The organism is Pseudomonas jessenii (genome assembly GCF_002236115.1).
GTDB classification, from domain to species: Bacteria; Pseudomonadota; Gammaproteobacteria; order Pseudomonadales; family Pseudomonadaceae; genus Aquipseudomonas; species Aquipseudomonas jessenii.
On sequence record NZ_NIWT01000004.1, the window covers coordinates 446796 to 471027 of the forward strand.

Consider the following 24232-nt stretch of genomic DNA (forward strand, 5'->3'; position numbering starts at 1 on the left):
CCTCGCCACAAAAGCGTTTTTGCCACAGAAGCGGTGTGTTATCTGCCGCCCATGATCGCGATGTAGTCCTGGGTCCAGCGGCTGTACGGCACGAACTTGCCGCCTTCAGCCTGCGGGGTTTTCCAGAAGGCGATCTTGTCGAAATTGTCGAAACCGTTGGTCTTGCAGCCTTCGGCGCCGAGCAATTCACTGCCCTTGCACGCTGCCGGCACCGCTGGCAACGAACCGAACCAGGCCGCTACGTCACCCTGGACTTTCGGTTGCAGCGACCAGTCCATCCACTTGTAGGCGCAATTGGGGTGCTTGGCTTCGGCATGCAGCATGGTGGTGTCGGCCCACCCAGTGGCGCCTTCTTTCGGGATGGTCGAGGCAATTGGCTGCTTCTCGTTCATCAGGCCGTTGACCTGATATGGCCAGGCACCGGAGGCGACCACGCCTTCGTTCTTGAAATCGCTCATTTGCACGGTGGTGTCGTGCCAGTAGCGGTGGATCAACGGCTGCTGGGCGCGCAGCAGATCGAGCACGGCCTTGTACTGGGCTTCGGTCAGTTCGTACGGGCTCTGGATGCCCAGTTCCGGCTTGGCGGACTTCAGGTACAGCGCCGCGTCGGCGATGTAGATCGGGCCGTCATAGGCCTGCACGCGACCCTTGTTCGGCTTGCCGTCCGGCAGGTTTTCCGCGTTGAACAACACGCCCCAGCTGGTGGGCGCGGTCTTGAACACGTTGGTGTTGTACATCAGCACGTTCGGGCCCCATTGGTACGGGGTGCCGTAGGTCTGCTTGTTGACCACGTACCAGGGTGCATCCTTGAGGCGCGGGTCGAGGTTTTTCCAGTTCGGGATCAACGCGGTGTTGATCGGCTGCACACGCTTGCCGACGATCAGGCGCAGGGAGGCGTCGCCGGACGCGGTCACCAGATCGTAACCGCCCTTGGCCATCAGGCTGACCATTTCATCGGAGGTGGCGGCGGTCTTGACGTTGACCTTGCAGCCGGTTTCCTTCTCGAAACCGGTCACCCAGTCGTAGGCCTTGTCGCTCTCGCCACGTTCGATGTAGCCGGGCCAGGCCACAATATCCAGTTGGCCTTCGCCCGCCCCGACAGCTTTGAGCGGCTCGGCGGCCTGGACACTGGCGCTGGCCAGCAGCGCGGTGGTGATTGCACTGAGCAGTGCGGTCTTGTGCACGAACATGGGAATTCCCTCTTCTTTAAATTATGGTCGGGGCAGTTGTGAACGTGGTGAAGCATGCCGTTGGCGGCTTGTTATTAGCTTAGTCAGAGATGCTCGCCATGGCGGGCCATGATGTGCCGCACCACGCTGTAGTCCTGAAGCGAATCGCTGGACAGGTCCTTGCCGTAGCCCGAACGTTTCAGGCCGCCATGGGGCATTTCGCTGACCAGCATGAAGTGGCTGTTGATCCAGGTGCAGCCGTACTGCAAGCGCGCCGCGACCTGCATGGCCTTGTCGAGGTTCTGGGTCCAGACCGACGAGGCCAGGCCGTATTCCGAATCGTTGGCCCAGTCCACCGCTTGTCCCAGCTCATCGAAGCGGGTCACGGTAACCACCGGCCCGAACACTTCGCGCTGGACGATCTCGTCACTTTGCTTGCAACCGGCGAGCAGGGTCGGCTGGTAATAGAAGCCGGCGCCGGAGTGCACCGCTGCGCCGGTCACCCGCTCGATGTGCGGCTGGCCCAAGGCACGTTCGACGAAACTGGCTACGCGGTCGCGTTGGCGGGTACTGATCAGCGGGCCGATTTCGTTGTCGGCATCGCGCTTGCCGGCGAAACGCAGGCTACTGACGGCCGCACCGAGCTCGGCCACCAGGCGGTCATGAATCCCGGCCTGGGCGTAAATGCGGCAAGCGGCGGTGCAATCCTGTCCGGCGTTGTAGTAGCCGTAGGTGCGTACGCCTTCGACCACGGCCTGAATGTCGGCATCGTTGCAGACGATCACCGGGGCCTTGCCACCGAGTTCGAGGTGGGTGCGTTTGAGTGTCTTCGACGCGGCCTGGAGAATCTTTTGGCCGGTGACGATATCGCCGGTCAGCGACACCATGCGCACTTTAGGGTGGCTCACCAGGTGGCTGCCGACGCCTTCGCCGCCACCGCAAATAATGTTGATTACACCGCGCGGCAGGATCTCGGCCAGCGCTGGCGCCAGGGCCAGGATCGACAGCGGCGTGTGTTCCGACGGCTTGAACACCAGGGTGTTGCCGGCGGCGAGGGCCGGGGCGATTTTCCACGCGGCCATCATGATCGGGTAGTTCCACGGCGCAATCGACGCCACGACCCCGATAGGATCGCGCCGGACCATGCTGGTGTAACCCGGCAGGTATTCGCCGCTGAGCTGGCCGGTCTGGCAACGCACGGCACCGGCGAAGAAGCGGAACACGTCGACCGTGGCATTGAGGTCATCCTGACGGGCCAGGTGCAGTGGCTTGCCGCAATTCAGGGCTTCGAGACGGGCGAGATGGTCGGCGTTTTTTTCGATGGCGTTGGCGATCTCCAACAGCAGGTTTGAGCGCTGTTGTGGCGTGGTGCGCGACCAACCGGCAAAGGCGCGGTGGGCGGCGAGGATGGCTGCTTCGACTTGTTCGGTGCTGGCTTCGGCGATTTGCGTCAGGATTTCGCCGGTGGCCGGATTGATGATGGGTTCGGCAAAGCCTTGCCCTGCGACTATTTCACCATCGATCAACAAGGCGGTGAACAACGGGGTCTGCGCACCAGCCATTTTTCGGGTTCTCGTTTTTTGTGTGGCTTGTTGTGTAGACATGGCAGCGCTCCCTGTGACTAGGGCCCGGCCGTCTTTATTAGATGCAACAAGACTAGTTCGCGGACCCGAGGACAACAAATACTAAATACTGAAGGTAGCGTTCGATTAAATAGATGGCTTGCGCCCGCCATGGGGTTGTTCGCGCGCGACCGTGAGGAAGGGGTCCACCAATGCCGGCCGCGCGGTGCCGCGACGCCAGGCCAGGCCGACATCCAGGGTCTGGCTGAGGTCGGCGATCGGCTGCGCTTCGATGATGTCGCCCTCCAGTGACCACGGGCGATAGGTCATGTCGGGCTGGATCGATACGCCCAGGCCAGCGGCCACAAGGCTTCGCACCGCTTCGGTCGAGGCCGTGCGCAGGGTGATGCGCGGTTGCAAGGAGGCTGCCGACCACATGCGTTGGGCGTTGCGGTCCATTTCATCGACGTTCAGTTGAATCAATGGCTCGCGGGCCACGTCGGCGAGGTTGATGCTGTCGTGTTCCAGCAGCGGGTGCTGGGCCGGCAGCCATAGCCGGTGCGGCGAGCGGGTCAACACTTCGGTCTGCAATGCGTGGCGGTCTTCGAGGTTGGACAGGATCAACACGCCGACATCGATCTCGCCGCTGACCAGCAAATGCTCGATGTACGGGCGCTCATCCTCCATCACGCGGATTTCCACGTTGGGGTAGGCGCGCTGGAAACGGGTGAGTAGATCCGCCAGGTAATAACCGGCCACTAGGCTGGTCACGCCGACGATCAGTTGCCCGGCGACCTGGTCGGTGCTCTGTTGCAGGCTGCGCTTGGCGTTATCCACTGTGGCCAGGATCAAGTGCGCCTGACGCAGGAATTGATGCCCCTGGTGGGTCAGGGTCATGCCCTTGGCATGGCGGCTGAACAGGCTGACGCCGATTTCCTCCTCCAGTTGCTGGATTGCCAGGGTCAGGGTCGACTGGGAAATGAACGCGGTTTGCGCGGCGGCCGAGATCGAGCCGGTCTCGGCCACGGCGATGAAATGACGGATCTGACGCAAAGTCATCATGGGAAAGCACCCGGTGGGCTGTTTTTATCGATTGGCGAGAGTGTATATCGTTTTTTTTGATAGGCCGGGGCAAGCGGCAATGGGTGCATTGAGGGGGTGCAACATCTGGAAGCACTCTCGCCCACGGGGCGTGGGCACTTTCGTTTTAGGCTGGTGGTCTTGGTTTCAGGTTAAACGTCTTGTGGAGGCGGTAAATGAATACCCGTGGATTGCTCGATCAACTACTCAAGTCCGGCCAGGACCTATTGCAGAACAAGGCCGGCAGCCCGCAGCAAAAGGGTGCGAGCGGTGGCAACGGAGGCCTCGGCAGTTTGCTCTCCGGCGCGAGTGGCGGGGCATTGGCGGCAGGCGCCATGGGCTTGCTGCTCGGCAGCAAAAAGGCCCGTAAAGTCGGGGGCAAGGTCGCGGTCTACGGCGGTCTCGCCGCGTTGGGCGTGCTGGCCTATAAAGCCTACGGAAACTGGCAGGCGCAGCAGGGCGGTGCGGCCGGTGCGCAACCGCAAACCCTGGACCGCGTACCGGACGCGCAAGTCGAGCTGCACAGTCAGGCGATTCTCAAGGCGCTGGTGGCCGCGGCCAAGGCTGACGGTCATGTGGATGAGCGTGAGCGTGCCTTGATCGAAGGCGAATTCACCCGGCTCGACAGCGATCAGGAGCTGCAACACTGGCTGCACGCCGAGCTCAACAAGCCACTGGACCCGAGCGATGTCGCCCGCGCCGCCCGCTCCCCGGAAATCGCCGCCGAGATGTACATCGCCAGCGTGATGATGGTGGACGAGGAAAACTTCATGGAGAAGGCCTATCTCGATGAGCTGGCGCGGCAGCTCAAGCTGGAGCCGGGGTTGAAGGCCGAGCTTGAGAAGCAGGTTCGCCAGGCTTCCTTGTAAACCTTCAGTCCGCCCCACATCCCCAATGACCATTCTACGGTCCCTTTCTGCCTAATCACCCCAGGCACCCATCCCGCCTTTTTTGGCGGGATGAGAAGTAGCGCGCAACCGTCTTATAAATGAAACACCGCCCTCGGCTATACTCCCCGCATTTCGAATCGGCTGCGAGGAATGACTGTGAAGAACTGGACGTTACGCCAACGCATTTTGGCGAGCTTTGCGGTAATTATCGCCATCATGTTGCTGATGGTGGTTGTCTCGTATTCGCGGCTGTTGAAGATCGAAAAAAGCGAGGCCAGCGTGCGTGAGGACGCTCTGCCAGGGTTGTATTACAGCTCGATGATTCGTGGCGCGTGGTCCGACAGTTATGTACGCATTCAGGCCATGCTCGGCCTGGAGGAAGGGCAGGGCTTCACTGCCGAGGATGCCGCGAACTTCAAGGGCTACGCCGAGCGGTTGAAAGAGCAGATGGGCCTCTACCGTGGAACGATTGCCGACGAAGAAGACAGGGTCGAGTTCGCCGCGTTCGAAAAGCTTCATGAAGACTACCACCGGATTCTGGCCGCGGTGATCGAGTTGTATAAACACAACCAGAACGCCGAGGCCGTCAACATGTTCAAGGGTGAACTGACCCCGACCTGGACAGCGGGTCGAATGAAGGTCAATGAAATCCTGCGTCACAACAAGTCTGTGGCGGACGCAGACATCGCGGCCATTGACGATGCAGTGCTCACCGCCAAAGGCATCATGGGTATTTCCCTGGTGATCGCGGTGCTGGCGGCCGCTCTCTGTGGTCTGTTGCTGATGCGCGCCATCATGGCGCCGATGAACCGCATCGTGAGAATCCTCGAAATCATGCGCACCGGCGACCTCAGCAGCCGCCTGAACCTGGAGCGCAAGGACGAATTCGGCGCGGTAGAGACCGGGTTCAACGACATGATGACCGAGCTCACTTCTCTGGTGTCCCAGGCCCAGCGCTCGTCGGTGCAGGTGACCACGTCGGTGACCGAGATCGCCGCGACGTCCAAGCAGCAACAAGCCACCGCCACCGAAACTGCCGCCACCACCACGGAAATCGGCGCGACCTCCCGTGAGATCGCCGCCACTTCCCGGGATCTGGTGCGCACCATGACCGAGGTCTCCACCGCCGCCGATCAGGCTTCCGTGGCGGCCGGTTCCGGTCAGCAAGGCCTGGCGCGCATGGAAGAAACCATGCACTCGGTGATGGGCGCGGCCGATCTGGTCAACGCCAAGCTGGCGATCCTCAACGAGAAGGCCGGCAACATCAATCAGGTGGTGGTGACCATCGTCAAGGTCGCCGACCAGACCAACCTGTTGTCGCTCAACGCCGCCATCGAGGCCGAGAAGGCCGGGGAATACGGACGCGGTTTTGCCGTGGTCGCCACCGAAGTGCGGCGCCTGGCGGACCAGACCGCTGTCGCCACCTACGACATCGAACAGATGGTGCGCGAGATCCAGTCGGCGGTGTCGGCCGGGGTCATGGGCATGGACAAGTTTTCCGAAGAGGTGCGTCGCGGCATGTCCGAGGTGCAGCAGGTCGGCGAGCAGTTGTCGCAGATCATCCATCAGGTCCAGGCGCTGGCGCCGCGGGTGCTGATGGTCAACGAAGGCATGCAGGCCCAGGCCACCGGTGCCGAGCAGATCAACCATGCGCTGGTGCAGTTGGGTGATGCCAGCAGCCAGACGGTCGAGTCTCTGCGCCAGGCCAGTTTCGCCATCGATGAACTGAGCCAGGTGGCCGTCGGGCTGCGCAGCGGCGTTTCGCGATTCAAAGTCTGATGAGCGAAATCACGGCCAAACGCTCCGCCGTGAAGCAGGCGCTGCATGCCTTGTTTCTGGTGTTTCGCGTCGGCAACGAGCGCTATGCCTTGAAGGCTATCGAAGTGGCTGAAGTGCTGCCGCGCCTGCCGTTGAAGCCCATTCCCCATGCCCCCGCCTGGGTCGCCGGGGTGTTCGCCTATCGGGGCACCGTGGTGCCGGTGATCGACTTGAGCGCACTGACCTTTGGCATGCCTGCACAGGCCCGTACCAGCACGCGACTGGTGCTGGTCAACTATCGCCCGGATGAAACCGCCGAGACACAACTGCTCGGGCTGATTCTGGAACAGGCGACTGACACCTTGCGCTGCGATCCGGCGGATTTTCAGCCTTATGGCCTGGACAATCGCCAGACGCCTTACCTCGGGCCGGTGCGCAAGGACGAGCGGGGGTTGCTGCAATGGGTGCGGGTCGGCGATCTGCTGGACGATCAGGTGCGCGCATTGTTGTTTCCCTCGCCGCCAATGGATCCGGCACTGCTGCAGGAGCGGCCATGAACAGCGACCAGCGTTTTTTCGACTTTCTCAAGGAAACCATCGGACTCGACGTGACCTCGGTAGGGCCTGCGATCATCGAGCGAGCGGTGCGCCAGCGCAGCATCGTTTCGCAAGCAGTGTCGGCCGATGAGTATTGGCACACCTTGCAGGGCTCGCGGGACGAGCAGCAGGCCTTGATCGAGGCGGTGATCGTTCCGGAAACCTGGTTCTTCCGCTATCCGGAGTCCTTCGTCACCCTGGCGAAACTGGCGAGCAAGCGTCTGGCCGAGATCAACAACCTGCGCGCACTGCGAATTCTCAGCCTGCCATGCTCCACGGGCGAAGAGCCGTACTCGATCGCCATGGCGTTGCTCGATGCCGGGCTCAAGCCGCACCAGTTCAAGGTCGACGGCCTGGACGTCAGCCCGTTGTCAGTGGAAAAAGCCCGTCGGGCGTTGTACGGCAAGAATTCCTTTCGGGGTGACGACATTGCGTTTCGCGACCGTCATTTCATCGCCGAAGGCGAGAGCTATCGCCTCGATCAGCGGGTGCTCGAGCAAGTGCGCCTGCAGGTAGGCAATCTGCTGGATCCGGCCTTGCTGGCCGGTGAACCGCCATTCGATTTCGTGTTTTGTCGCAACCTGCTGATCTACTTCGACCAGCCGACCCAGAAGCTAGTCTTCGAAGTGCTCAAGTGCCTGACCCACGTTGACGGCGTGCTGTTTATCGGCCCGGCCGAAGGCGGTCTGCTGGGGCGTTTGGGGATGCGCTCGATTGGTATCGCGCAGTCCTTCGCGTTCAGTCGACAGGGAACTGCGGACCCTGATCCCTTGCCGACGTTCGTTCCTGCGCCATTGCCGGTGCCACAACCGTTGCGCAATCCACCGCCTGCGCCAGTGCGCAGCCGTCCGTTTGCCCGGGTTGCGCCGCTGCGGCCTGCGCCTGCAACCTCCGGCTCCGACACTGCCGCGCTGCTGGCCAATATCGCCGTGCTGGCCGATGAAGGCAAAAGCGCCGAGGCGCGAGCGGCGTGTGAAAGCTACTTGCGCAGCCATGAACCGGTGGCTCAGGTCTTTTACTGGTTGGGACTGCTCAGCGATGTGGCCGGCAATACCCTTGAAGCACAGGGTTTTTACCGCAAGGCGTTGTACCTGGAACCGCAACATCCTGAAGCGTTGATGCACCTGGCCGGCTTGCTGCAGGCCCAGGGCGACGCGATGGGAGCCAGACGATTGCAGGAGCGTGCCGCCCGCAGCGCACGTTCCGTCGACAGTGAGCGTAAACGATGATCGCCTCCGATACCTTCAGCGTCACCCGGGATGCCCAGGCCATCGACGATTGCTGGAACCGCATTGGTATCCACGGTGACAAGTCCTGCCCGCTGCTCAGCGACCATATTCATTGCCGCAATTGTGCGGTGTATTCGGCGGCCGCCACACGCTTGCTCGATCGTTATGCATTGCAGCAGGAAGATCGCGGGACTGTGTCTGTCGCGGTCGAGAGCGAGGTGAAAACCCGCTCGCTGTTGATGTTCCGTCTGGGTGAAGAGTGGCTGGGGCTTGCGACCCGTAGCCTGGTAGAGGTGGCGCCGTTGCAAGCGATTCACTCCTTGCCGCATCAACGTTCCCGGGCCTTGCTCGGCGTGGCGAATGTACGCGGAGCGCTGGTTGCCTGCCTGTCGCTGGTGGAACTGCTCGGGCTCGACGGCGCCAGCAGCGTGGCCACCGGTGCACGGGTCATGCCACGCATGCTGATCATCGCCGCCGACGGCGGGCCGGTGGTGGTGCCCGTGGACGAAGTCGACGGGATTCACGCCATCGACGAGCACATCCTCGATACCGCATCGCGCTCAGGTGCTCAGGCCAGCGCCAAATACACCCGTGGCGTGTTGCAATTCAAAGGTCGCAGCCTGCGTTGGCTGGATGAAGAGCAGCTGTTGTGCGCCGTGACCCGGAGCCTCACATGACCCCCGAGCAAATGCGCGACGCTTCGTTGCTTGAGCTGTTCAGCCTGGAGGCCGAAGCCCAGACCCAAGTCTTGAGTGCCGGCCTGCTGGCGCTTGAGCGCGACCCGACCCAGGCCGATCAACTTGAATCGTGCATGCGTGCCGCGCACTCGCTCAAGGGTGCGGCGCGGATCGTCGGTGTCGATGCCGGGGTCAGCGTCTCCCATGTGATGGAAGATTGTCTGGTCAGCGCCCAGGAAGGCCGCCTGTTGTTGCGCCCCGAGCATATCGATGCGTTGCTGCAAGGCACCGATCTGCTGATGCGCATCGCCACACCGAGCAACACCCCGGAAGTCGCGGACATCGAGGCCTATGTGGCGTTGATGGCGCGGTTGCTGGACCCGGCGGCCCCGCTGGTTGCGCCTGCCGCACCGGTGATGGCCGAACTTCAGCTCGAAGCACCCGCGCCGAAGGTCGAGTCGCCGGCGCCTGTCGTCGAACCGCCATCGGCGCCAGCTCCACGCAAGACCAAACGCACCACTGAAAACGGCGAACGTGTGCTGCGTGTCACCGCCGAGCGCCTGAACAGCCTGCTCGATCTGTCGAGCAAATCCCTGGTGGAAACCCTGCGGCTCAAACCGCACCTGGCGACCATGCAGCGACTCAAGCGCATGCAGAGCAACAGCCTGCGCGCACTGGAGAATCTCAATGTGCATCTCAAGGATCACGCCTTGAGCCTGGAGGCCCAGGAAGCCCTTGAGGATGCGCGGCGCTTGCTCGCGCAATCCCAGCAACTGCTCATGGAAAAGAACGCCGAACTCGACGAGTTCGCCTGGCATGCCAGCCAGCGGGCGCAGGTGTTGTACGACACGGCGCTGGCCTGTCGCATGCGGCCCTTTGCCGATGTGCTGACCGGGCAAGTGCGGATGGTCCGGGATCTGGGGCGCGATCTGGGCAAACAGGTGCGCCTGGAAATTGAAGGCGAAAAGACCCAGGTCGATCGCGACGTACTGGAAAAGCTCGAAGCGCCGCTGACTCACCTGTTGCGCAACGCGGTCGACCACGGCATCGAAACCCCGGAGCAGCGCCTGCTGGCCGGCAAGCCGGCGGAAGGTTTGATTCGCCTGCGCGCGTCCCATCAGGCCGGTCTGCTGGTGCTTGAACTGAGCGACGACGGTAACGGCGTGGACCTGGAAAAGCTCCGTCGCAGCATCGTCGAACGAAATTTGTCCCTCGCGGAAACCGCCGCGCAGTTGAGCGAAGAGGAATTGCTGACGTTCCTGTTCCTGCCCGGTTTCAGTCTGCGCGACAGGGTCACCGAGGTGTCCGGTCGCGGCGTCGGCCTGGATGCGGTGCAGCACATGGTCCGGCAGCTGCGCGGCGCGGTGGTGCTGGAGCAGACGGCGGGCGAGGGCAGTCGTTTCCACCTTGAGGTGCCTCTGACCCTGTCGGTGGTGCGCAGCCTGGTGGTGGAAGTCGGCGACGAAGCCTATGCCTTCCCGCTGGCGCACATTGAGCGCATGTGCGACCTGGAGCCGGCGGATATCGTGCAGGTCGAAGGCCGCCAGCATTTCTGGCACGAAGGCCGGCATGTCGGTCTGGTGGCGGCCAGTCAGCTGTTGCAACGTCCGGCCAGCCAGAACAGCGGGCAAACCCTGAAGGTCGTGGTGATTCGCGAGCGCGATGCGATTTACGGCGTGGCCGTGGAGCGGTTCATCGGTGAGCGGACCTTGGTGGTGCTGCCGCTGGATGAGCGCCTGGGCAAGGTGCAGGACATCTCCGCCGGGGCCTTGCTCGACGACGGTTCGGTGGTGCTGATCGTCGATGTCGAAGACATGCTGCGTTCGGTGGAAAAACTGCTCAACACCGGGCGTCTGGAGCGCATTGCCCGTCACAGCAATCAGGTGGTCGAGGCGGCCCGCAAACGAATTCTGGTGGTGGATGATTCCCTGACCGTGCGAGAGTTGCAGCGCAAGCTGTTGCTCAATCGCGGCTATGACGTGGCGGTTGCGGTGGACGGCATGGATGGCTGGAACGCGCTTCGTTCGGAGGATTTCGATCTGCTGATCACCGACATTGATATGCCGCGCATGGACGGCATCGAACTGGTCACGCTGCTGCGTCGGGACAATCGCCTGCAATCGCTGCCGGTGATGGTGGTGTCCTACAAGGATCGTGAAGAGGACCGGCGCCGTGGACTGGATGCCGGGGCCGACTATTATCTAGCCAAGGCCAGTTTTCATGACGACGCCTTGCTCGATGCAGTGGTCGAGCTCATCGGAGGAGCGCGGGCATGAGGATCGCAATCGTCAATGACATGCCCATGGCGGTGGAAGCCCTGCGCCGCGCCCTGGCATTTGAGCCGGCCCACGAGGTGGTCTGGGTCGCCGGCAATGGTGCCGAGGCGGTGCGCCAGTGCGCGCTGGACACGCCGGACCTGATTCTGATGGACCTGATCATGCCGGTGATGGATGGCGTCGAGGCCACGCGGCGGATCATGGCCGAGACCCCGTGTGCCATCGTCATCGTCACCGTGGATCGCCAGCAGAACGTGCACCGGGTGTTCGAGGCCATGGGCTACGGTGCGCTGGACGTGGTCGACACCCCGGCCCTCGGCGCCGGCAATGCCCAGGAAGCGGCGGCGCCGTTGTTGCGCAAGATCTTGAACATCGTCTGGCTGATCGGCGACAAGGGTAACCGCCCGCGCTCGGCGTCGGCACCCTTGCGCTGTTCGGGCTCACGCCAGGGCCTGATCGCCATTGGCTCATCCGCCGGTGGGCCGGCAGCGCTGGAAGCCTTGCTCAAGGGGCTGCCGCGTGATTTCTCTCCGGCCATCGTGCTGGTGCAACACGTTGACCAGGTGTTTGCCGCCGGCATGGCTGAATGGCTCGGCACTGCCAGCGGCCTTGATGTGCGCCTGGCCCAGGAGGGCGAGCCGCCGCAAAGCGGCACGGTATTGCTGGCCGGCACCAATCACCATATTCGCTTGTTGAAAAACGGCACGCTGGCCTACACCGCCGAACCGGTCAACGAGATCTACCGGCCCTCCATCGATGTGTTCTTCGAGAGCGTGGCCAATAACTGGAGCGGTGATGCCGTGGGGGTTTTGCTCACCGGCATGGGGCGTGATGGCGCCCAAGGGCTTAAACTCATGCGCCAACAGGGCTACCTGACCATCGCACAAGACCAAAACAGCAGTGCGGTGTACGGCATGCCGAAGGCGGCCGCAGCCATCGACGCTGCCGTGGAGATTCGCCCGCTGGACAAGATAGCGCCACGATTGCTGGAGATTTTCGCCAAATGAGCACCTTTTCCCTCATTCCTGGCTCAGGTAGTACTCAGGTGACCGCACATGACTGAATTACAGCTCGACGACTTCAAGACCGACGAAAACGCCGCCATGGTGTTGCTGGTGGACGATCAGGCCATGATCGGCGAAGCCGTGCGTCGCGGCCTGTCGAACGAAGAGAACATTGATTTCCACTTCTGCTCCGACCCGCACCAGGCCATCGCCCACGCTGTGCGCATCAAGCCGACAGTGATCCTGCAGGATCTGGTCATGCCCGGTCTTGACGGTCTGAGCCTGGTGCGCGAATACCGCAATCACCCGGCGACCAAGGACATTCCGATCATCGTTCTGTCGACCAAGGAAGACCCGCTGATCAAGAGCGCGGCCTTTGCGGCCGGGGCCAACGATTATCTGGTCAAGCTGCCGGACAATATCGAACTGGTCGCGCGCATCCGCTATCACTCGCGCTCCTACATGACCCTGCTGCAACGGGATGCGGCGTACCGCGCGTTGCGGGTCAGCCAGCAGCAACTGCTCGACACCAACCTGGTGCTGCAACGCCTGATGAACTCCGATGGCCTGACGGGGTTGTCGAACCGTCGGCACTTCGATGAATACCTGGAACTGGAGTGGCGCCGTTCGCTGCGTGAGCAGAGCCAGTTGTCGTTGCTGATGATCGATGTCGACTACTTCAAGGCCTACAACGACAGCTTCGGCCACCTGGAAGGCGATGAAGCCCTGCGCAAGGTCGCCGCGGCGATCAAGGACGCCAGTGCCCGGCCTTCGGACCTGCCGGCCCGCTACGGCGGCGAAGAGTTCGCCCTGGTGCTGCCCAACACCTCCCAAGGCGGTGCACGGTTGGTGGCCGAGAAGCTGCGCCAGACCGTGGCAGCCCTGAAGATCCCGCATAACTCGCCGGCCGAAGGTTCGAGCCTGACCATCAGCATCGGCCTGTCGACTATTACCCCGAAAGCGGGCAGCAACTGCCGCGACCTGATCCTGGCGGCGGACAAGGGGCTGTATTCGGCGAAGAACAATGGGCGTAATCAGGTGGGCATCGGCTGAACAGCCTCCCCGTGTAGGAGCGAGCCTGCTCGCGATGGTCGTCAACGATGACGATGGCTATCTGAATAAACGCAGTGCCTGAGCGTTTCTCGCGAGCAAGCTCGCTCCTACAGGGACTTGGCTTTTCGGCCAGGCGGACTGCCGTTTTCGGCTGTTTCCCGGTATACTCGCCGGCTTTCAAAAGTTCGCCAACGAGTGCTGCCCGTCATGGAAATCAACCCGATCCTGAACACCATCAAGGACCTGTCCGAGCGCTCCGAAACTATTCGGGGGTATCTTTGACTACGATCAAAAGCATGAGCGTCTGACCGAAGTCAATCGCGAGCTTGAAGATCCGAGTGTCTGGAACAAACCTGAATACGCCCAGGAACTGGGCCGCGAGCGCGCTGCGCTGGCGCAGATCGTCGATACCCTGGACGAATTGAACACGGGTCTGGCCGATTGCCGCGACCTGCTGGACATGGCCGTCGAAGAGAACGACGAAGGCGCAGTGGGCGATGTCGTCGCCGAGCTGGCCCGTCTCGAGGAAAGTCTGGCCAAGCTGGAATTCCGCCGCATGTTCAGCCACGAAATGGACCCGAACAACGCCTACCTGGACATCCAGGCCGGTTCCGGCGGCACCGAAGCCCAGGACTGGGCCAACATTCTGCTGCGCATGTACCTGCGCTGGGCCGACAAGCGCGGCTTCGACGCGACCATCATGGAACTGTCCGCCGGTGAAGTCGCCGGGATCAAGGGCGCGACCGTGCACATCAAGGGCGAATACGCGTTTGGCTGGTTGCGGACCGAAATCGGCGTGCACCGTCTGGTGCGCAAGAGCCCGTTCGACTCCGGCAACCGTCGCCACACCTCGTTCTCCGCGGTGTTCGTCTCGCCAGAGATCGATGACAAGGTGGAAATCGAGATCAATCCGGCAGACCTGCGGATCGACACCTATCGCTCCTCCGGTGCCGGTGGTCAGCACGTAAACACCACCGACTCGGCCGTACGTATCACCCACGTACCGACCAACACCGTGGTCAGCTGCCAGAACGAACGTTCCCAGCACGCCAACAAGGACACCGCCATGAAAATGCTGCGGGCCAAGTTGTACGAGCAGGAAATGCAGAAGCGCAACGCGGCGTCCCAGGCGCTGGAAGACACCAAGTCCGATATCGGCTGGGGTCATCAGATCCGTTCGTACGTGCTCGATGCCTCGCGGATCAAGGATCTGCGCACCAACATCGAGCGCAGCGACTGCGACAAGGTGCTCGACGGCGACATCGACGAATACCTGGAAGCGAGCCTGAAGTCCGGGCTGTAAGCAATGCAATACAGGATCGGCTGACCCGGCGCGATCCTTGTAGGAGCCAGCTTGCTGGCGATCCCCAGGCCGCAGGCCTGGGGGCAACGAACCTGTGATGGAATATTTAAAGACATGAGCGACCTAGAACTCGACCCGCAAGCCCTGCAACAGGAAGAAAACTCCCTGATCGCCCTGCGCAAGGAAAAGCTTGCTGCCGAGCGCGCCAAGGGCAACGCCTTCCCGAACGACTTCCGCCGCGAAAACTACTGCGAACAACTGCAGAAACAGTACGCGGACAAGACCAAGGAAGAGCTGGCAGAGGCTGCGATCCCGGTCAAGGTTGCCGGTCGTATCATGCTCAACCGTGGCTCGTTCATGGTGATCCAGGACATGACCGGTCGTATCCAGGTCTACGTCAACCGCAAAACCCTGTCCGAAGAGACCCTGGCCGCGGTGAAAACCTGGGACATGGGCGACATCATTGCCGCCGAAGGCACCCTGGCCCGTTCCGGCAAGGGCGACCTGTACGTCGAAATGACCAGCGTGCGCCTGCTGACCAAATCCCTGCGCCCGCTGCCGGACAAGCACCACGGCCTGACCGACACCGAACAGCGCTACCGCCAGCGTTACGTCGACCTGATCGTCAACGAAGACGTGCGCCAGACGTTCCGCGTGCGTTCGCAAGTCATCGCCCACATCCGCAGCTTCCTGATGAAGCGTGACTTCCTGGAAGTGGAAACGCCGATGCTGCAGACCATTCCTGGCGGCGCGGCAGCCAAGCCGTTCGAAACCCACCACAATGCGCTGGACATGGGCATGTTCCTGCGTATCGCGCCGGAGCTGTACCTCAAGCGCCTGGTTGTTGGCGGGTTCGAGAAGGTGTTCGAGATCAACCGCAACTTCCGTAACGAAGGCGTTTCGACTCGTCACAACCCTGAATTCACCATGTTGGAGTTCTACCAGGCCTACGCCGACTACGAAGACAACATGGACCTGACCGAAGAACTGTTCCGCGAACTGGCGCAGCTGGTTCTGGGCAGCACCGACGTGCCGTACGGCGACAAGGTGTTCCACTTCGGCGAGCCGTTCGTGCGTCTGTCGGTGTTCGACTCGATCCTCAAGTACAACCCTGAGCTGACCGCCGATGATCTGAACGACATCGACAAGGCTCGCGCCATCGCCAAGAAGGCCGGCGCCAAGGTGCTGGGCTTCGAAGGCCTGGGCAAGCTGCAGGTGATGATTTTCGAAGAGCTGGTCGAGCACAAGCTGGAGCAGCCGCACTTCATTACCCAGTACCCGTTCGAAGTGTCGCCGCTGGCCCGTCGTAACGACGACAACCCGAACGTCACCGACCGTTTCGAACTGTTCATCGGTGGTCGTGAAATCGCCAACGCCTACTCCGAGTTGAACGACGCGGAAGACCAGGCCGAGCGCTTCATGGCTCAGGTGGCCGACAAGGACGCCGGCGACGACGAAGCCATGCACTACGACGCCGACTTCGTTCGTGCGCTGGAGTACGGCATGCCGCCAACGGCGGGTGAAGGCATCGGTATCGACCGTCTGGTGATGCTGCTGACCAACTCCCCGTCGATCCGCGACGTGATCCTGTTCCCGCACATGCGGCCGCAAGCGTAAGTGTTTCAAATAAAAAGCCGCCTTTGAGGCGGCTTTTTATTGCCTGTCTGGTACAAACGTATCAACTTGTTAGTTTCATCTGAGAGGAAATACCTGTCGTGATTCGTGCAATAGCTCAAGAAGGTGCAGCGGGTATCGCCACTGCGGTCGCTGAAAGCGTTCAGTACCAGGGCCGCAAGGCCAGCCGACAGGGCAGTGAGCAGCGTCGACAGGACATTCTCGACGCCGCCATGCGCATTGTCGTGCGTGACGGCGTGCGTGCCGTCCGACACCGCGCGGTGGCCGCCGAGGCGCAAGTGCCGTTGTCGGCGACCACTTACTATTTCAAGGATATCGATGACCTGCTCACCGATACCTTCGCCCAATACGTGGAACGCAGTGCGGCGTACATGGGCAAGCTGTGGGTGAACAACGAGGGCCTGCTGCGCGAGATGATCGACAGTGGCGATGGCAGCCCGCAGGCGCGCTCGAAACTGGCGGACGACATTGCGCGGCTGATGACCGATTACGTTCACCGGCAATTGGTCAATCGTCGCGAACATTTGATGGCCGAGCAGGCGTTCCGTCAGGAGGCGTTGCTCAACCCGCGCCTGGCCGAACTGGTGCGCTCGCATCAGCAAATCCTGTTGCAGGGCTCTTGCCAGCTGTTCCAGGTATTGGGCTCGCGCGAGCCGCATCAGGATGCCAAAGTGTTGACGGCGATTATCGGCCGGATGGAATATCAGGGCCTGCTCAACGTAGACGAGCCTGCCGCCGAAGAGGAAATGCTCGGCATCCTGACGCGCTACATGCACCTGGTGCTGGCGTCGGTGTGATTCCGGGCGAAGTTGCCCTGTAGGAGCGGTGTGTTCATAGGGAGTATTGAATGAAAGCCTGGCGTGTCGTTGTGATCGCCTTGTCGTTCCTGCTGCTCAGTGGCTGTCTGGTGACCTTCAAGGAACCGCTGCCCACGAGCGAGCCCGCGCCCAAAGGGTTGCTCGGCAAGTGGACCAGCACCAGCGCCTGGGGCGAGCCCGTCAATCTGGAGTTGACCCGCATCGCCGACAATCGCTACCAGGCCGTCAGCTACTTCAAGGCCAAACCCAAAGAGCGTGAAGCCTACCCCTTCACCGTATCGCGCCATGGCAACCGTTGGTACTTGTCGGCGAAGGTGCCGGCGCAGTTCGGCGGGTATTTCATCATCGGCGGCTTCGAGCTGACCGACCAGCGTGAACTGGTGCTGTACAACCTCGACCCCGAACAGATCAACCAGGCGCTGAAGCAAAACGCCCTGAGCGGAGAAGCGTTTCAGACTGACGACGGCGCAGGCGTGCTGATCAACAGCTCCATGGATCAAGTCGCCGCCTACCTCGACGACCCGGCCAATTCCGATGTGTTCGTCGAAGCCGTACGCTACCAGCGTCAGGCCAAAGCCAAATAAGCAGCACAATCAGGTTTCTACAGGAGTTTCGGGTGGACGATTACCAACAGTCGATACGCATTTTGTCCGATCGCATCGTGCTCGCGCAGACGCCGATCCGCGTCCTCGATGCGGTCAAGTGGGACGACAACATTCGTAAGGGCTTCCTCAAGGCCAAAGGCAAGGAAATGCCGGCCGTGGACCGCGACTACTACCTCAACCGGCCGCTGGCGTTCGATTCCAGCAAAGTGAAGCTGGAGTTCCAGAACATCGAGCGCGACATCACCCGCCAGCTCGGCCAGTTCAACCCGGTCGGCCAGATCATGCGCCGCATGTGCAAGGAATACCGCATGGTGGTGCGCATGCTCGAAGCGCGCGGCACCGAGGATTTCGGCCTGATCTCGCAGGAATTGTACGGTGCCGCCTCCGACGCGTTCCACGCTGGCGATCCGACGCTGTCCGACCTGGGCATGATGTTGTCCGAATACCTGAACAACATCGACGGCCGTGGCGATCTCAAGGATGAGCCGAAGACGCTGACGGCCAAGGATGCGGTCGACCTGTTGCAGCATCGCTTGAACAAGGTATTTGGCGAAGCCGAGGAAACCATCCGGGTGTTCGAGTCCGACGGCATCGTCGCCGATGCGGCGGCCGGCGCCGACTACATCAAGATCCGCTCTGATGCGATGTTCAATCAGCGCGATGTGCGCGCCCTGGAGGTCCACGAAGGGCTGGTGCATGTCGGCACCACCCTCAACGGCCTGAACCAGCCGATTTGCACCTTCCTCTCCAAGGGGCCGCCCTCGTCGACGGTGACCCAGGAAGGCCTGGCGATCCTGATGGAAATCATCACCTTCGCCTCGTACCCCAGTCGCCTGCGCAAACTGACCAACCGCACGCGGGCCATTCATATGGTGGAGGAGGGTGCCGACTTCCTGCAGGTGTTCGAGTTCTTCCGCGAGCAAGGCTTCGAAATGCCCGAGAGCTACAGCAACGCCAGTCGCGTTTTCCGCGGCTCGGTGCCGACAGGTCTGCCATTTACCAAAGACTTGTCCTACCTCAAGGGCTTCATCATGATTTACAACTACATTCAACTGGCCGTGCGTAAAGGCAAGCTGGAGCAGATACCGCTGTTGTTCTGCGGCAAGACCACCCTGGAAGACATGCGTACCTTGCGCCAGTTGGTGGATGAAGGTCTGGTGGTTCCGCCCAAGTACCTGCCGGAACAGTTCCGCGACATGAACGCGCTGTCGGCGTGGATGTGCTTCTCCAACTTCCTCAACCACCTGAGCCTGGACCGGATCGAGGCGGATTACTCGAACATCTTGTGAACAAAGAACTCCCCTGTGGGAGCGAGCTTGCTCGCGATGGCGGCTTTACATTCAACATGGGTGCAAGCTGACAGATCGCAATCGCGAGCAAGCTCGCTCCCACAGGGGATTGTGTTCCAATCCATTATTTCGCGAGGTTTCACCGGATGAGAATCCTCGGCATCCTCTGTCTTCTCCTGGCCCTGAACGGTTGCAGTTCGCTGCTGTTCTACCCCGAACCCGGCCAGTTGTTCACGCCGGAAAAGGCCGGGCTCGAATACCGCACCGTCACCTTGAACACCGCCGATGGCCTCAAGCTGAATGCGTGGTGGCTGCCGGTGAAGCAGGGTGTCGAGGTCAAAGGCACGGTGCTGCACCTGCACGGTAACGGCGGCAATCTGCCAATGCATCTGGGCGGGAGTTGGTGGTTGCCGGAACAGGGCTATCAAGTGCTGCTGGTGGACTATCGCGGTTATGGCTTGTCCGAAGGCAAACCGAGCCTGCCGGCGATCTATCAGGACATCGATGCAGCGTTCAAATGGCTCGACCAGGCCCCCGAGGTCAAGGGCAAGCCGCTGATCCTGCTCGGCCAAAGCCTTGGCGGTTCGATGGCTGTCCACTACCTCGTTCAACACCCCGAGCGGCAGAAACAACTCAAGGCTTTTGTCCTCGACGGCGTGCCCGCCAGTTATCGCAGTGTCGGCCGGTATGCGCTGAGTAATTCATGGGTGTTCTGGACGTTCCAGGTGCCGCTGTCGTGGCTGGTGCCGGACGGCGACAGCGCGATCAACTCCATGACGCAACTCAAGGACGTGCCGAAACTGATCTACCACAGCGTCGACGATCCGATCGTGCCTCTTTCCAACGGCATCCGACTGTATCAAGCTGCGCCGCCGCCGCGGGTGCTGCAACTGACCCGTGGCGGTCATGTGCAGACGTTCGCCGACCCGGTCTGGCGCAAGGTCATGCTGCGTTATCTCGATGACCCGCAACATTTCAATGGCCTGCGCCGCCTGGGTGAAATCCCCAACTACCCGGCGCCCCCGAATTCAGAAGATGAACCACCAGAGAGTCCGCAATGAGTGAAGAACGCAACGCCATCCCGCTGATCATCACCGGTATCTGCAGCATCCTCGGCACCGTCGGTGCCCTGTGGTGGTACGGCTACCTGCACTTCGCCAAGCCCGAGGATGCGTTGCTGCTCAGCGACTTCACCATGCTCAAGACCGTGCCGGGCGAGGACTACAAAGTTTCCCTGGCGCCGGCGGCCCAAGTGGCCCAGTGTATCGATGGCGTGCTGGTGCTGTTCGACACCGAACAGAAAGGCCTGACCGGCGTGCTGGTCGACAGCAAGAAAAAAGCCGTGCGCTGCATGGGGCAGGAGACGCCGCAGAAGCTGGAGCAGTAACGCGATTCTGGCTGGCAATAAAGAACCAATGTGGGAGTGAGCTTGCTCGCGATGGCGGTGTAGCAGTCAACATGGATGTTGAATGTTATGGCCTCATCGCGAGCAAGCTCGCTCCCACAGGTTTTGCATTGAGGCAAATTACTGGGTGTAAGAGCTAACCGCCGAACGCGGAATCACCGGTTGGTTATCGTTGGAAATCGTCACCTCCACCCGACGGTGCATCGCCGGTTCGAGGTGCTGGGTGACGGTGCAGGTTAAATCAACACCGTCCTCCTTCAGTGCCATCAACCCGGTGCCGGTGAGAAAAGTAAAATAGTCATCGCGCTACTTCAAACCAGCGAAAGTTTATCAGCGATGTGCTATTGCCAGCTTCTTGGATTACACCCGCGTTAAATATTCCAGGCGGAAGTGACGGTAGCGTTATCCGCCAAACTCCAGTAGCGTCTGCAGTAGTTGTTTCAATACTCGACTTGCTGTTTTTAGAACTCATTGTATAGGAAAGGGTTATCCCAGCCCCTGGGATACTGGTGCCTTGAAATGTAACGGGATTTGGAGTGGCTGGTGCTCCGGAGGCAGGAGTTTGAATACCTGGTGGTAGTAATGGTAGTCCAATTACGGGGCAAGGTGGACTTGTCTCGCCATTGATTGCAATGGCAACTGTCGCCCCATCTGCCGATGTTGTGCATACACGGACAGTAATACCTGCTGTGTCATCCTTCAAAACTTTACCGGGTTGCAGGGCAGGGTCAACGGTCGTGGCTGATTCTGGAGTCGCATCGAGCTGAATGTTAGTTACAACCCTGTCTGTGGTTGTGTATCTCACCCAAACACCGTTAGCTCGATTATCGGTTGGTGGGAAATTATCGTAATGGGTGGGTTTGCGAAATTCCAGGGCGATTTGACTAGGAGTCAAACCGGTACGATTGATGAGATAAAGTTGCGGTCCACTTTGGCCCAGTACACCCAGGCGATATAGGCCTGAGCGCTCGATTACAGCTGCCTGCGATTTATCCAGCCAACCGGCATACCAGCGGTAGTTTGCTGGGAAGAGCCCCATGCCGCTGTTCACTGGATCACCTGAATCGGTAGGGGTTTTGGTGTAGGGGATGGGGTTGATGACCTCGCAATGATCGGGAGCAAAAACGGTGTCATTTGTTTGCCGGCATTTCGTGTAGATTTTTCCGTGGTTGAATCCGAGGTTATGTCCGAACTCATGTGCCCATATAAAATGGCCATAACCCGACCCGCCCACAATCAACCTGTTTCCCGGCATTTGGGCTTCGCCTCCAATCGCCTCCCTCATGAAGATAAAAAAGTAATCGTATAGCTTTGGATCATAGCCCTGCTGCTTGGCTGCCTCCATAACGCGTTGCATGGTGATGTTAAAATTTCCGGGATATGGTTCGGCAATTCTGGCGGTGAGTGTCGTCCATTTTAAAGTCAGTTTGCCCATTGAAGCTTGTCGTATGTAATCACCGATAGAGCCTGGTTGTTCCGAGGCTGTTTCAGCATAAAGTTTTTGCATGTCGATTTCGCCACTGCCCTGCCAGTGAGTTGCTACTAGCAATACCTTTCTTTCTCCAACGACAGGTCGCTGGTTAACACCTGCTTGTGGCAAAGGAAGGTTGGTTGGAATGGCGTCATCGTTCATTTGGTGTTTCGATTGTGCGCCAGCCACTTGAACTACGATCATGCACGCCCACAAGAGTGCGGCTTTCAGTTTCATGATTCCTTCCTCTAAGTTCTGAAGGTTCTTCATAATTTAGTTTCAGGAATCTCGCTACTGTCAGAAATGACAGTAGCGATTAGTGGCGCAAAAAAAACCGCCTTAAAGGCGGTTTTTTTGCGATAAAGCATCTTGCCTCAGTTCGAGCTAACCGCCGAACGCGGAATCACCGGTTGGTTATCGTTGGAAATCGTCACCTCCACCCGACGGTTCATCGCCCGGCCCGAAGTGCTGCTGTTATCCGCCACCGGATACTCCTTGCCGTAACCCTGGGCGACGATACGCGCAGGATCAACGCCCATCTTCACCAGTGCCGCACGCACGGAACCCGCGCGACGTTCCGACAGCGACTGGTTGTGCGATGCCGTACCGGTGCTGTCGGTATAGCCCTCGACAATCACTTTGCGCTCGGGGTTTTCCTGTAGGTACTGCGCCAGTTTGTTGATGTTCGCCAGGCCGTTGGATTTCAGCTCGGCCTTGTCGGTGGCGAACAGCACATCACCGAAGGTCACCAGTGTCCCGCGATCGGTCTGCCTGGCGTTGAGGCTGTCCTTCAACTGTTTGATCTGCTGATCACGGGCGTCAAGGCGCGCCTGAGCCCGTTGCGCCGAGGCATCTTTCAGGCTGGCCTCGGCGGTGCGCAGGGCGATGGTCTGCTTGGCCACTTCGACGCGCTGGTTGGTCAAATAGGCAAGCTGGTCGACCGTGGTCACGTCCTCCTTGTCCCTGTAGGCCTTATCGGCCTTGTCCAGATAGTCGCTGGCTTCCTTGGTTTCCAGGGCCGCAACCTTGGCCGCTTGCGGATCGGTTTGCAGGCCGGTGTAGTTGGTGCGGGCCTGTTCGAGGTTGGCGTTCGGTGGTGTGGAGCAGGCTGCCAGGGTTACGGTGACAGCCAGCAGGGCACGGATCATCAATTGATTGGATTTCATGATTTCGTCCTTTTAGTCGAGTGGGAATGCGTGGTGCCGCGCCGCTTACTGAACGGTGCGCTGGCTTTCCTGACGCAATTCCTGAACGCCTTTCTGCGCGTCCTTCACTGATTGTTCGGCCTTCATCGCCTGGGCCTTGCGCTCGGCCACGCGAGCGTCCCACTCGGCCTGTTCGGCGAGCATCCGGGCCTGGTCGTATTTTTTGTCGTGCATGGCGATTTCGGCTTGCTTGAGCTTGTCCTGGGCCGACTTCATTTCCACGGCGGCGAACTCGGTGCCGCCGGCGCTCACGGCGTCGTTGACGGCCGATTGGGTGACAGCGTACTGCTCGGTCGGCGGGTTACCGGCGCAGCCGGCCAGGACCAGGCTGCTGCCCAGGGCCAACGCCGCCAGTCTGAGGCTACGCGAACAGGTGAATGAGGGACTTCCGATTCGGGTTTTCATGGTCTTCAACTCCATTGGGCCAGTTCCTGAAAAACGTCGAAGTCCACCCTGGGCAGGGCGCTGAAACCATCAATTGCGGGGTATTTTGAAACGCTCGTCCCAGGCGTGGTTACTTGGGTTGACCCGAGGCTTTTTTTGAAAGTTCAGAGAAATTAGTCAGCTATTGAAAAAACCGTGAACGAATCGACAGGGCTCTAAATCGCATACTTGTGGGAGCGAGCCTGCTCGCGATGGACTTCACTACGCCGCGTTTAATCAGTCATCACGCGGTTTCGTTAACGCCCATCGCGAGCAGGCTCGCTCCCACATAGGGAGGAGTGCGGGGAGTAAATCAGTGTTTCTGTTTGTCGTCGGGCACCGACAAATCGTGCAAATGCCGACGGGACAGCGCCAGAAAGCGCGGGGTCGGCCCAATGTCTTCGTACAGCGGATCGCCTTCTTCATCGGTGGCGACAACGGTGGTGCCTTTGACGTACGGGAAGCTTCTTTCCAGCTCTTCCAGTGCGGCGCCGATCAGATCGCCGAGCAGTTCTTCAGGATGCCGCTTGGGATACATCTCGACGAGCGCGGCCAGGCGTGCGGCAGACTCCACGTCCAGATGAATCGAGTAGCCGGTGTCGGTCAGGCGACCCTTGGCGTTTTCTTCCCAGTGGTGGGCAAGCTCGCGGATTTTCATATTGACCTCATTGCGCTCCCGCTCGTGGCAGGCAGAGTGAGTGTCCGGCATTGGCCGGCGACAACCGTTGTACGGCTTACCGTTCAGACTAGCCTCAACAGGCAAGGTTTACAGTCCCTTCGTCGT

The 24232-nt window shown here is 60.5% G+C and carries 22 protein-coding genes and 1 pseudogene; 15 read left to right on the top strand and 8 right to left on the bottom strand.

Translation table 11 applies throughout. From position 1 onward, the window contains the following. Window positions 1-38 precede the first annotated feature (38 nt). The 3 genes from ydcS to PSJE_RS15120 form a co-directional block, all read right to left on the bottom strand. A complete protein-coding gene (gene ydcS, locus PSJE_RS15110) occupies window positions 39-1190 on the bottom strand; it encodes a putative ABC transporter substrate-binding protein YdcS (RefSeq protein WP_057716218.1) in 1152 nt (383 codons plus the stop codon). A gap of 83 nt (window positions 1191-1273) precedes the next feature. Next, entirely contained in the window at window positions 1274-2731 is a 1458-nt protein-coding gene (locus PSJE_RS15115) for a gamma-aminobutyraldehyde dehydrogenase (protein WP_224795450.1), read from the bottom strand. Between the two features lie 147 nt (window positions 2732-2878). Next, complete coding sequence (locus PSJE_RS15120; protein WP_090453326.1) at window positions 2879-3793, bottom strand: LysR family transcriptional regulator; 915 nt, start codon at window positions 3791-3793, stop codon at window positions 2879-2881. A gap of 194 nt (window positions 3794-3987) precedes the next feature. Here PSJE_RS15120 and PSJE_RS15125 point away from each other — a divergent pair, with 194 nt between their 5' ends. From PSJE_RS15125 to PSJE_RS15195, 15 genes are all read left to right on the top strand, one after another. Then, window positions 3988-4680, top strand: a complete 693-nt coding sequence (locus PSJE_RS15125) for a tellurite resistance TerB family protein (protein ID WP_057716215.1) — start codon at window positions 3988-3990, stop codon at window positions 4678-4680. A gap of 177 nt (window positions 4681-4857) precedes the next feature. Continuing rightward, window positions 4858-6480, top strand: coding sequence for a methyl-accepting chemotaxis protein (locus PSJE_RS15130; protein ID WP_090453327.1), 1623 nt, complete (start codon window positions 4858-4860; stop codon window positions 6478-6480). Continuing rightward, complete coding sequence (locus tag PSJE_RS15135) at window positions 6480-7016, top strand: chemotaxis protein CheW (protein WP_090453329.1); 537 nt, start codon at window positions 6480-6482, stop codon at window positions 7014-7016. The genes PSJE_RS15130 and PSJE_RS15135 overlap by 1 nt, the downstream gene beginning before the upstream one ends. Next, entirely contained in the window at window positions 7013-8284 is a 1272-nt protein-coding gene (locus PSJE_RS15140; RefSeq protein WP_090453331.1) for a CheR family methyltransferase, read from the top strand. The genes PSJE_RS15135 and PSJE_RS15140 overlap by 4 nt, the downstream gene beginning before the upstream one ends. Then, window positions 8281-8961 (top strand): chemotaxis protein CheW, encoded by a 681-nt coding sequence (locus PSJE_RS15145; RefSeq protein ID WP_090453333.1) that lies wholly within the window; start codon window positions 8281-8283, stop codon window positions 8959-8961. Before PSJE_RS15140 ends, PSJE_RS15145 begins: the two co-directional genes overlap by 4 nt. Then, a complete protein-coding gene (locus PSJE_RS15150; protein WP_090453335.1) occupies window positions 8958-11237 on the top strand; it encodes a hybrid sensor histidine kinase/response regulator in 2280 nt (759 codons plus the stop codon). The genes PSJE_RS15145 and PSJE_RS15150 overlap by 4 nt, the downstream gene beginning before the upstream one ends. Beyond that, on the top strand, window positions 11234-12244 hold the full coding sequence (gene cheB / locus PSJE_RS15155) for a chemotaxis response regulator protein-glutamate methylesterase (RefSeq protein ID WP_057716209.1): 1011 nt from the start codon (window positions 11234-11236) through the stop codon (window positions 12242-12244). The genes PSJE_RS15150 and cheB overlap by 4 nt, the downstream gene beginning before the upstream one ends. 48 nt (window positions 12245-12292) lie before the next feature. Then, on the top strand, window positions 12293-13294 hold the full coding sequence (locus PSJE_RS15160) for a response regulator (protein ID WP_057716208.1): 1002 nt from the start codon (window positions 12293-12295) through the stop codon (window positions 13292-13294). Between the two features lie 207 nt (window positions 13295-13501). Then, window positions 13502-14597, top strand: a protein-coding gene (gene prfB / locus PSJE_RS15165; protein WP_109790603.1) for a peptide chain release factor 2 whose coding sequence is annotated in 2 segments (ribosomal slippage) — window positions 13502-13573 and window positions 13575-14597 — 1095 coding nt in all. Because the reading frame shifts where the segments join, the coding sequence is not laid out codon by codon here. Between the two features lie 114 nt (window positions 14598-14711). Beyond that, window positions 14712-16214 (top strand): lysine--tRNA ligase, encoded by a 1503-nt coding sequence (gene lysS / locus PSJE_RS15170; protein ID WP_057716207.1) that lies wholly within the window; start codon window positions 14712-14714, stop codon window positions 16212-16214. A gap of 98 nt (window positions 16215-16312) precedes the next feature. Continuing rightward, window positions 16313-17029: a TetR/AcrR family transcriptional regulator gene (locus tag PSJE_RS15175; RefSeq protein WP_090453336.1), complete on the top strand. Its 717-nt coding sequence runs from the start codon at window positions 16313-16315 to the stop codon at window positions 17027-17029. Window positions 17030-17079: 50 nt separating this feature from the next. Then, the gene (locus PSJE_RS15180) at window positions 17080-17634 is read left to right on the top strand and encodes a hypothetical protein (RefSeq protein ID WP_090453338.1); all 555 of its coding nucleotides are present in this window, start codon (window positions 17080-17082) and stop codon (window positions 17632-17634) included. Window positions 17635-17666: 32 nt separating this feature from the next. Further along, window positions 17667-18944 carry a flavohemoglobin expression-modulating QEGLA motif protein gene (locus tag PSJE_RS15185; protein WP_057716204.1) on the top strand — a complete coding sequence of 426 codons (1278 nt, stop codon included), beginning with the start codon at window positions 17667-17669 and terminating at the stop codon, window positions 18942-18944. A gap of 146 nt (window positions 18945-19090) precedes the next feature. Beyond that, on the top strand, window positions 19091-20005 hold the full coding sequence (locus PSJE_RS15190) for an alpha/beta hydrolase (protein ID WP_090453340.1): 915 nt from the start codon (window positions 19091-19093) through the stop codon (window positions 20003-20005). Beyond that, window positions 20002-20331, top strand: a complete 330-nt coding sequence (locus PSJE_RS15195) for a PA3694 family proteiin (RefSeq protein WP_057716202.1) — start codon at window positions 20002-20004, stop codon at window positions 20329-20331. The genes PSJE_RS15190 and PSJE_RS15195 overlap by 4 nt, the downstream gene beginning before the upstream one ends. A gap of 138 nt (window positions 20332-20469) precedes the next feature. On the opposite strand, the pseudogene PSJE_RS32220 reads toward PSJE_RS15195, so the two are convergent. From PSJE_RS32220 to PSJE_RS15210, 5 genes and pseudogenes are all read right to left on the bottom strand, one after another. Next, a pseudogene (locus PSJE_RS32220) lies at window positions 20470-20556 on the bottom strand (OmpA family protein); the annotation flags it as partial. A 91-nt stretch (window positions 20557-20647) separates the two neighbouring features. Continuing rightward, window positions 20648-22057, bottom strand: coding sequence for a transposase (locus PSJE_RS30605; protein ID WP_139212626.1), 1410 nt, complete (start codon window positions 22055-22057; stop codon window positions 20648-20650). 137 nt (window positions 22058-22194) lie between these two features. After that, complete coding sequence (lptF, locus tag PSJE_RS15200) at window positions 22195-22986, bottom strand: lipotoxin F family OmpA-related lipoprotein LptF (RefSeq protein WP_090453342.1); 792 nt, start codon at window positions 22984-22986, stop codon at window positions 22195-22197. A gap of 45 nt (window positions 22987-23031) precedes the next feature. Continuing rightward, the gene (locus tag PSJE_RS15205; protein WP_090453344.1) at window positions 23032-23445 is read right to left on the bottom strand and encodes a DUF4398 domain-containing protein; all 414 of its coding nucleotides are present in this window, start codon (window positions 23443-23445) and stop codon (window positions 23032-23034) included. Window positions 23446-23761: 316 nt separating this feature from the next. Beyond that, window positions 23762-24106 carry a hypothetical protein gene (locus PSJE_RS15210; protein WP_008051389.1) on the bottom strand — a complete coding sequence of 115 codons (345 nt, stop codon included), beginning with the start codon at window positions 24104-24106 and terminating at the stop codon, window positions 23762-23764. Window positions 24107-24232: the final 126 nt, after the last annotated feature.

Coding starts and splice junctions, on each gene's coding strand:
- PSJE_RS15160 (WP_057716208.1), top strand. CDS start 12,293: ATGACTGAATTACAGCTCGACGACTTCAAGACCGACGAAAACGCCGCC.
- PSJE_RS15210 (WP_008051389.1), bottom strand. CDS start 24,106: ATGAAAATCCGCGAGCTTGCCCACCACTGGGAAGAAAACGCCAAGGGT.
- lysS (WP_057716207.1), top strand. CDS start 14,712: ATGAGCGACCTAGAACTCGACCCGCAAGCCCTGCAACAGGAAGAAAAC.
- PSJE_RS15180 (WP_090453338.1), top strand. CDS start 17,080: ATGAAAGCCTGGCGTGTCGTTGTGATCGCCTTGTCGTTCCTGCTGCTC.
- PSJE_RS15145 (WP_090453333.1), top strand. CDS start 8,281: ATGATCGCCTCCGATACCTTCAGCGTCACCCGGGATGCCCAGGCCATC.
- PSJE_RS15150 (WP_090453335.1), top strand. CDS start 8,958: ATGACCCCCGAGCAAATGCGCGACGCTTCGTTGCTTGAGCTGTTCAGC.
- PSJE_RS30605 (WP_139212626.1), bottom strand. CDS start 22,057: ATGAAACTGAAAGCCGCACTCTTGTGGGCGTGCATGATCGTAGTTCAA.
- PSJE_RS15205 (WP_090453344.1), bottom strand. CDS start 23,445: ATGGAGTTGAAGACCATGAAAACCCGAATCGGAAGTCCCTCATTCACC.
- PSJE_RS15140 (WP_090453331.1), top strand. CDS start 7,013: ATGAACAGCGACCAGCGTTTTTTCGACTTTCTCAAGGAAACCATCGGA.
- PSJE_RS15190 (WP_090453340.1), top strand. CDS start 19,091: ATGAGAATCCTCGGCATCCTCTGTCTTCTCCTGGCCCTGAACGGTTGC.
- cheB (WP_057716209.1), top strand. CDS start 11,234: ATGAGGATCGCAATCGTCAATGACATGCCCATGGCGGTGGAAGCCCTG.
- PSJE_RS15115 (WP_224795450.1), bottom strand. CDS start 2,731: ATGGCTGGTGCGCAGACCCCGTTGTTCACCGCCTTGTTGATCGATGGT.
- lptF (WP_090453342.1), bottom strand. CDS start 22,986: ATGAAATCCAATCAATTGATGATCCGTGCCCTGCTGGCTGTCACCGTA.
- PSJE_RS15195 (WP_057716202.1), top strand. CDS start 20,002: ATGAGTGAAGAACGCAACGCCATCCCGCTGATCATCACCGGTATCTGC.
- PSJE_RS15120 (WP_090453326.1), bottom strand. CDS start 3,793: ATGATGACTTTGCGTCAGATCCGTCATTTCATCGCCGTGGCCGAGACC.
- PSJE_RS15125 (WP_057716215.1), top strand. CDS start 3,988: ATGAATACCCGTGGATTGCTCGATCAACTACTCAAGTCCGGCCAGGAC.
- PSJE_RS15135 (WP_090453329.1), top strand. CDS start 6,480: ATGAGCGAAATCACGGCCAAACGCTCCGCCGTGAAGCAGGCGCTGCAT.
- ydcS (WP_057716218.1), bottom strand. CDS start 1,190: ATGTTCGTGCACAAGACCGCACTGCTCAGTGCAATCACCACCGCGCTG.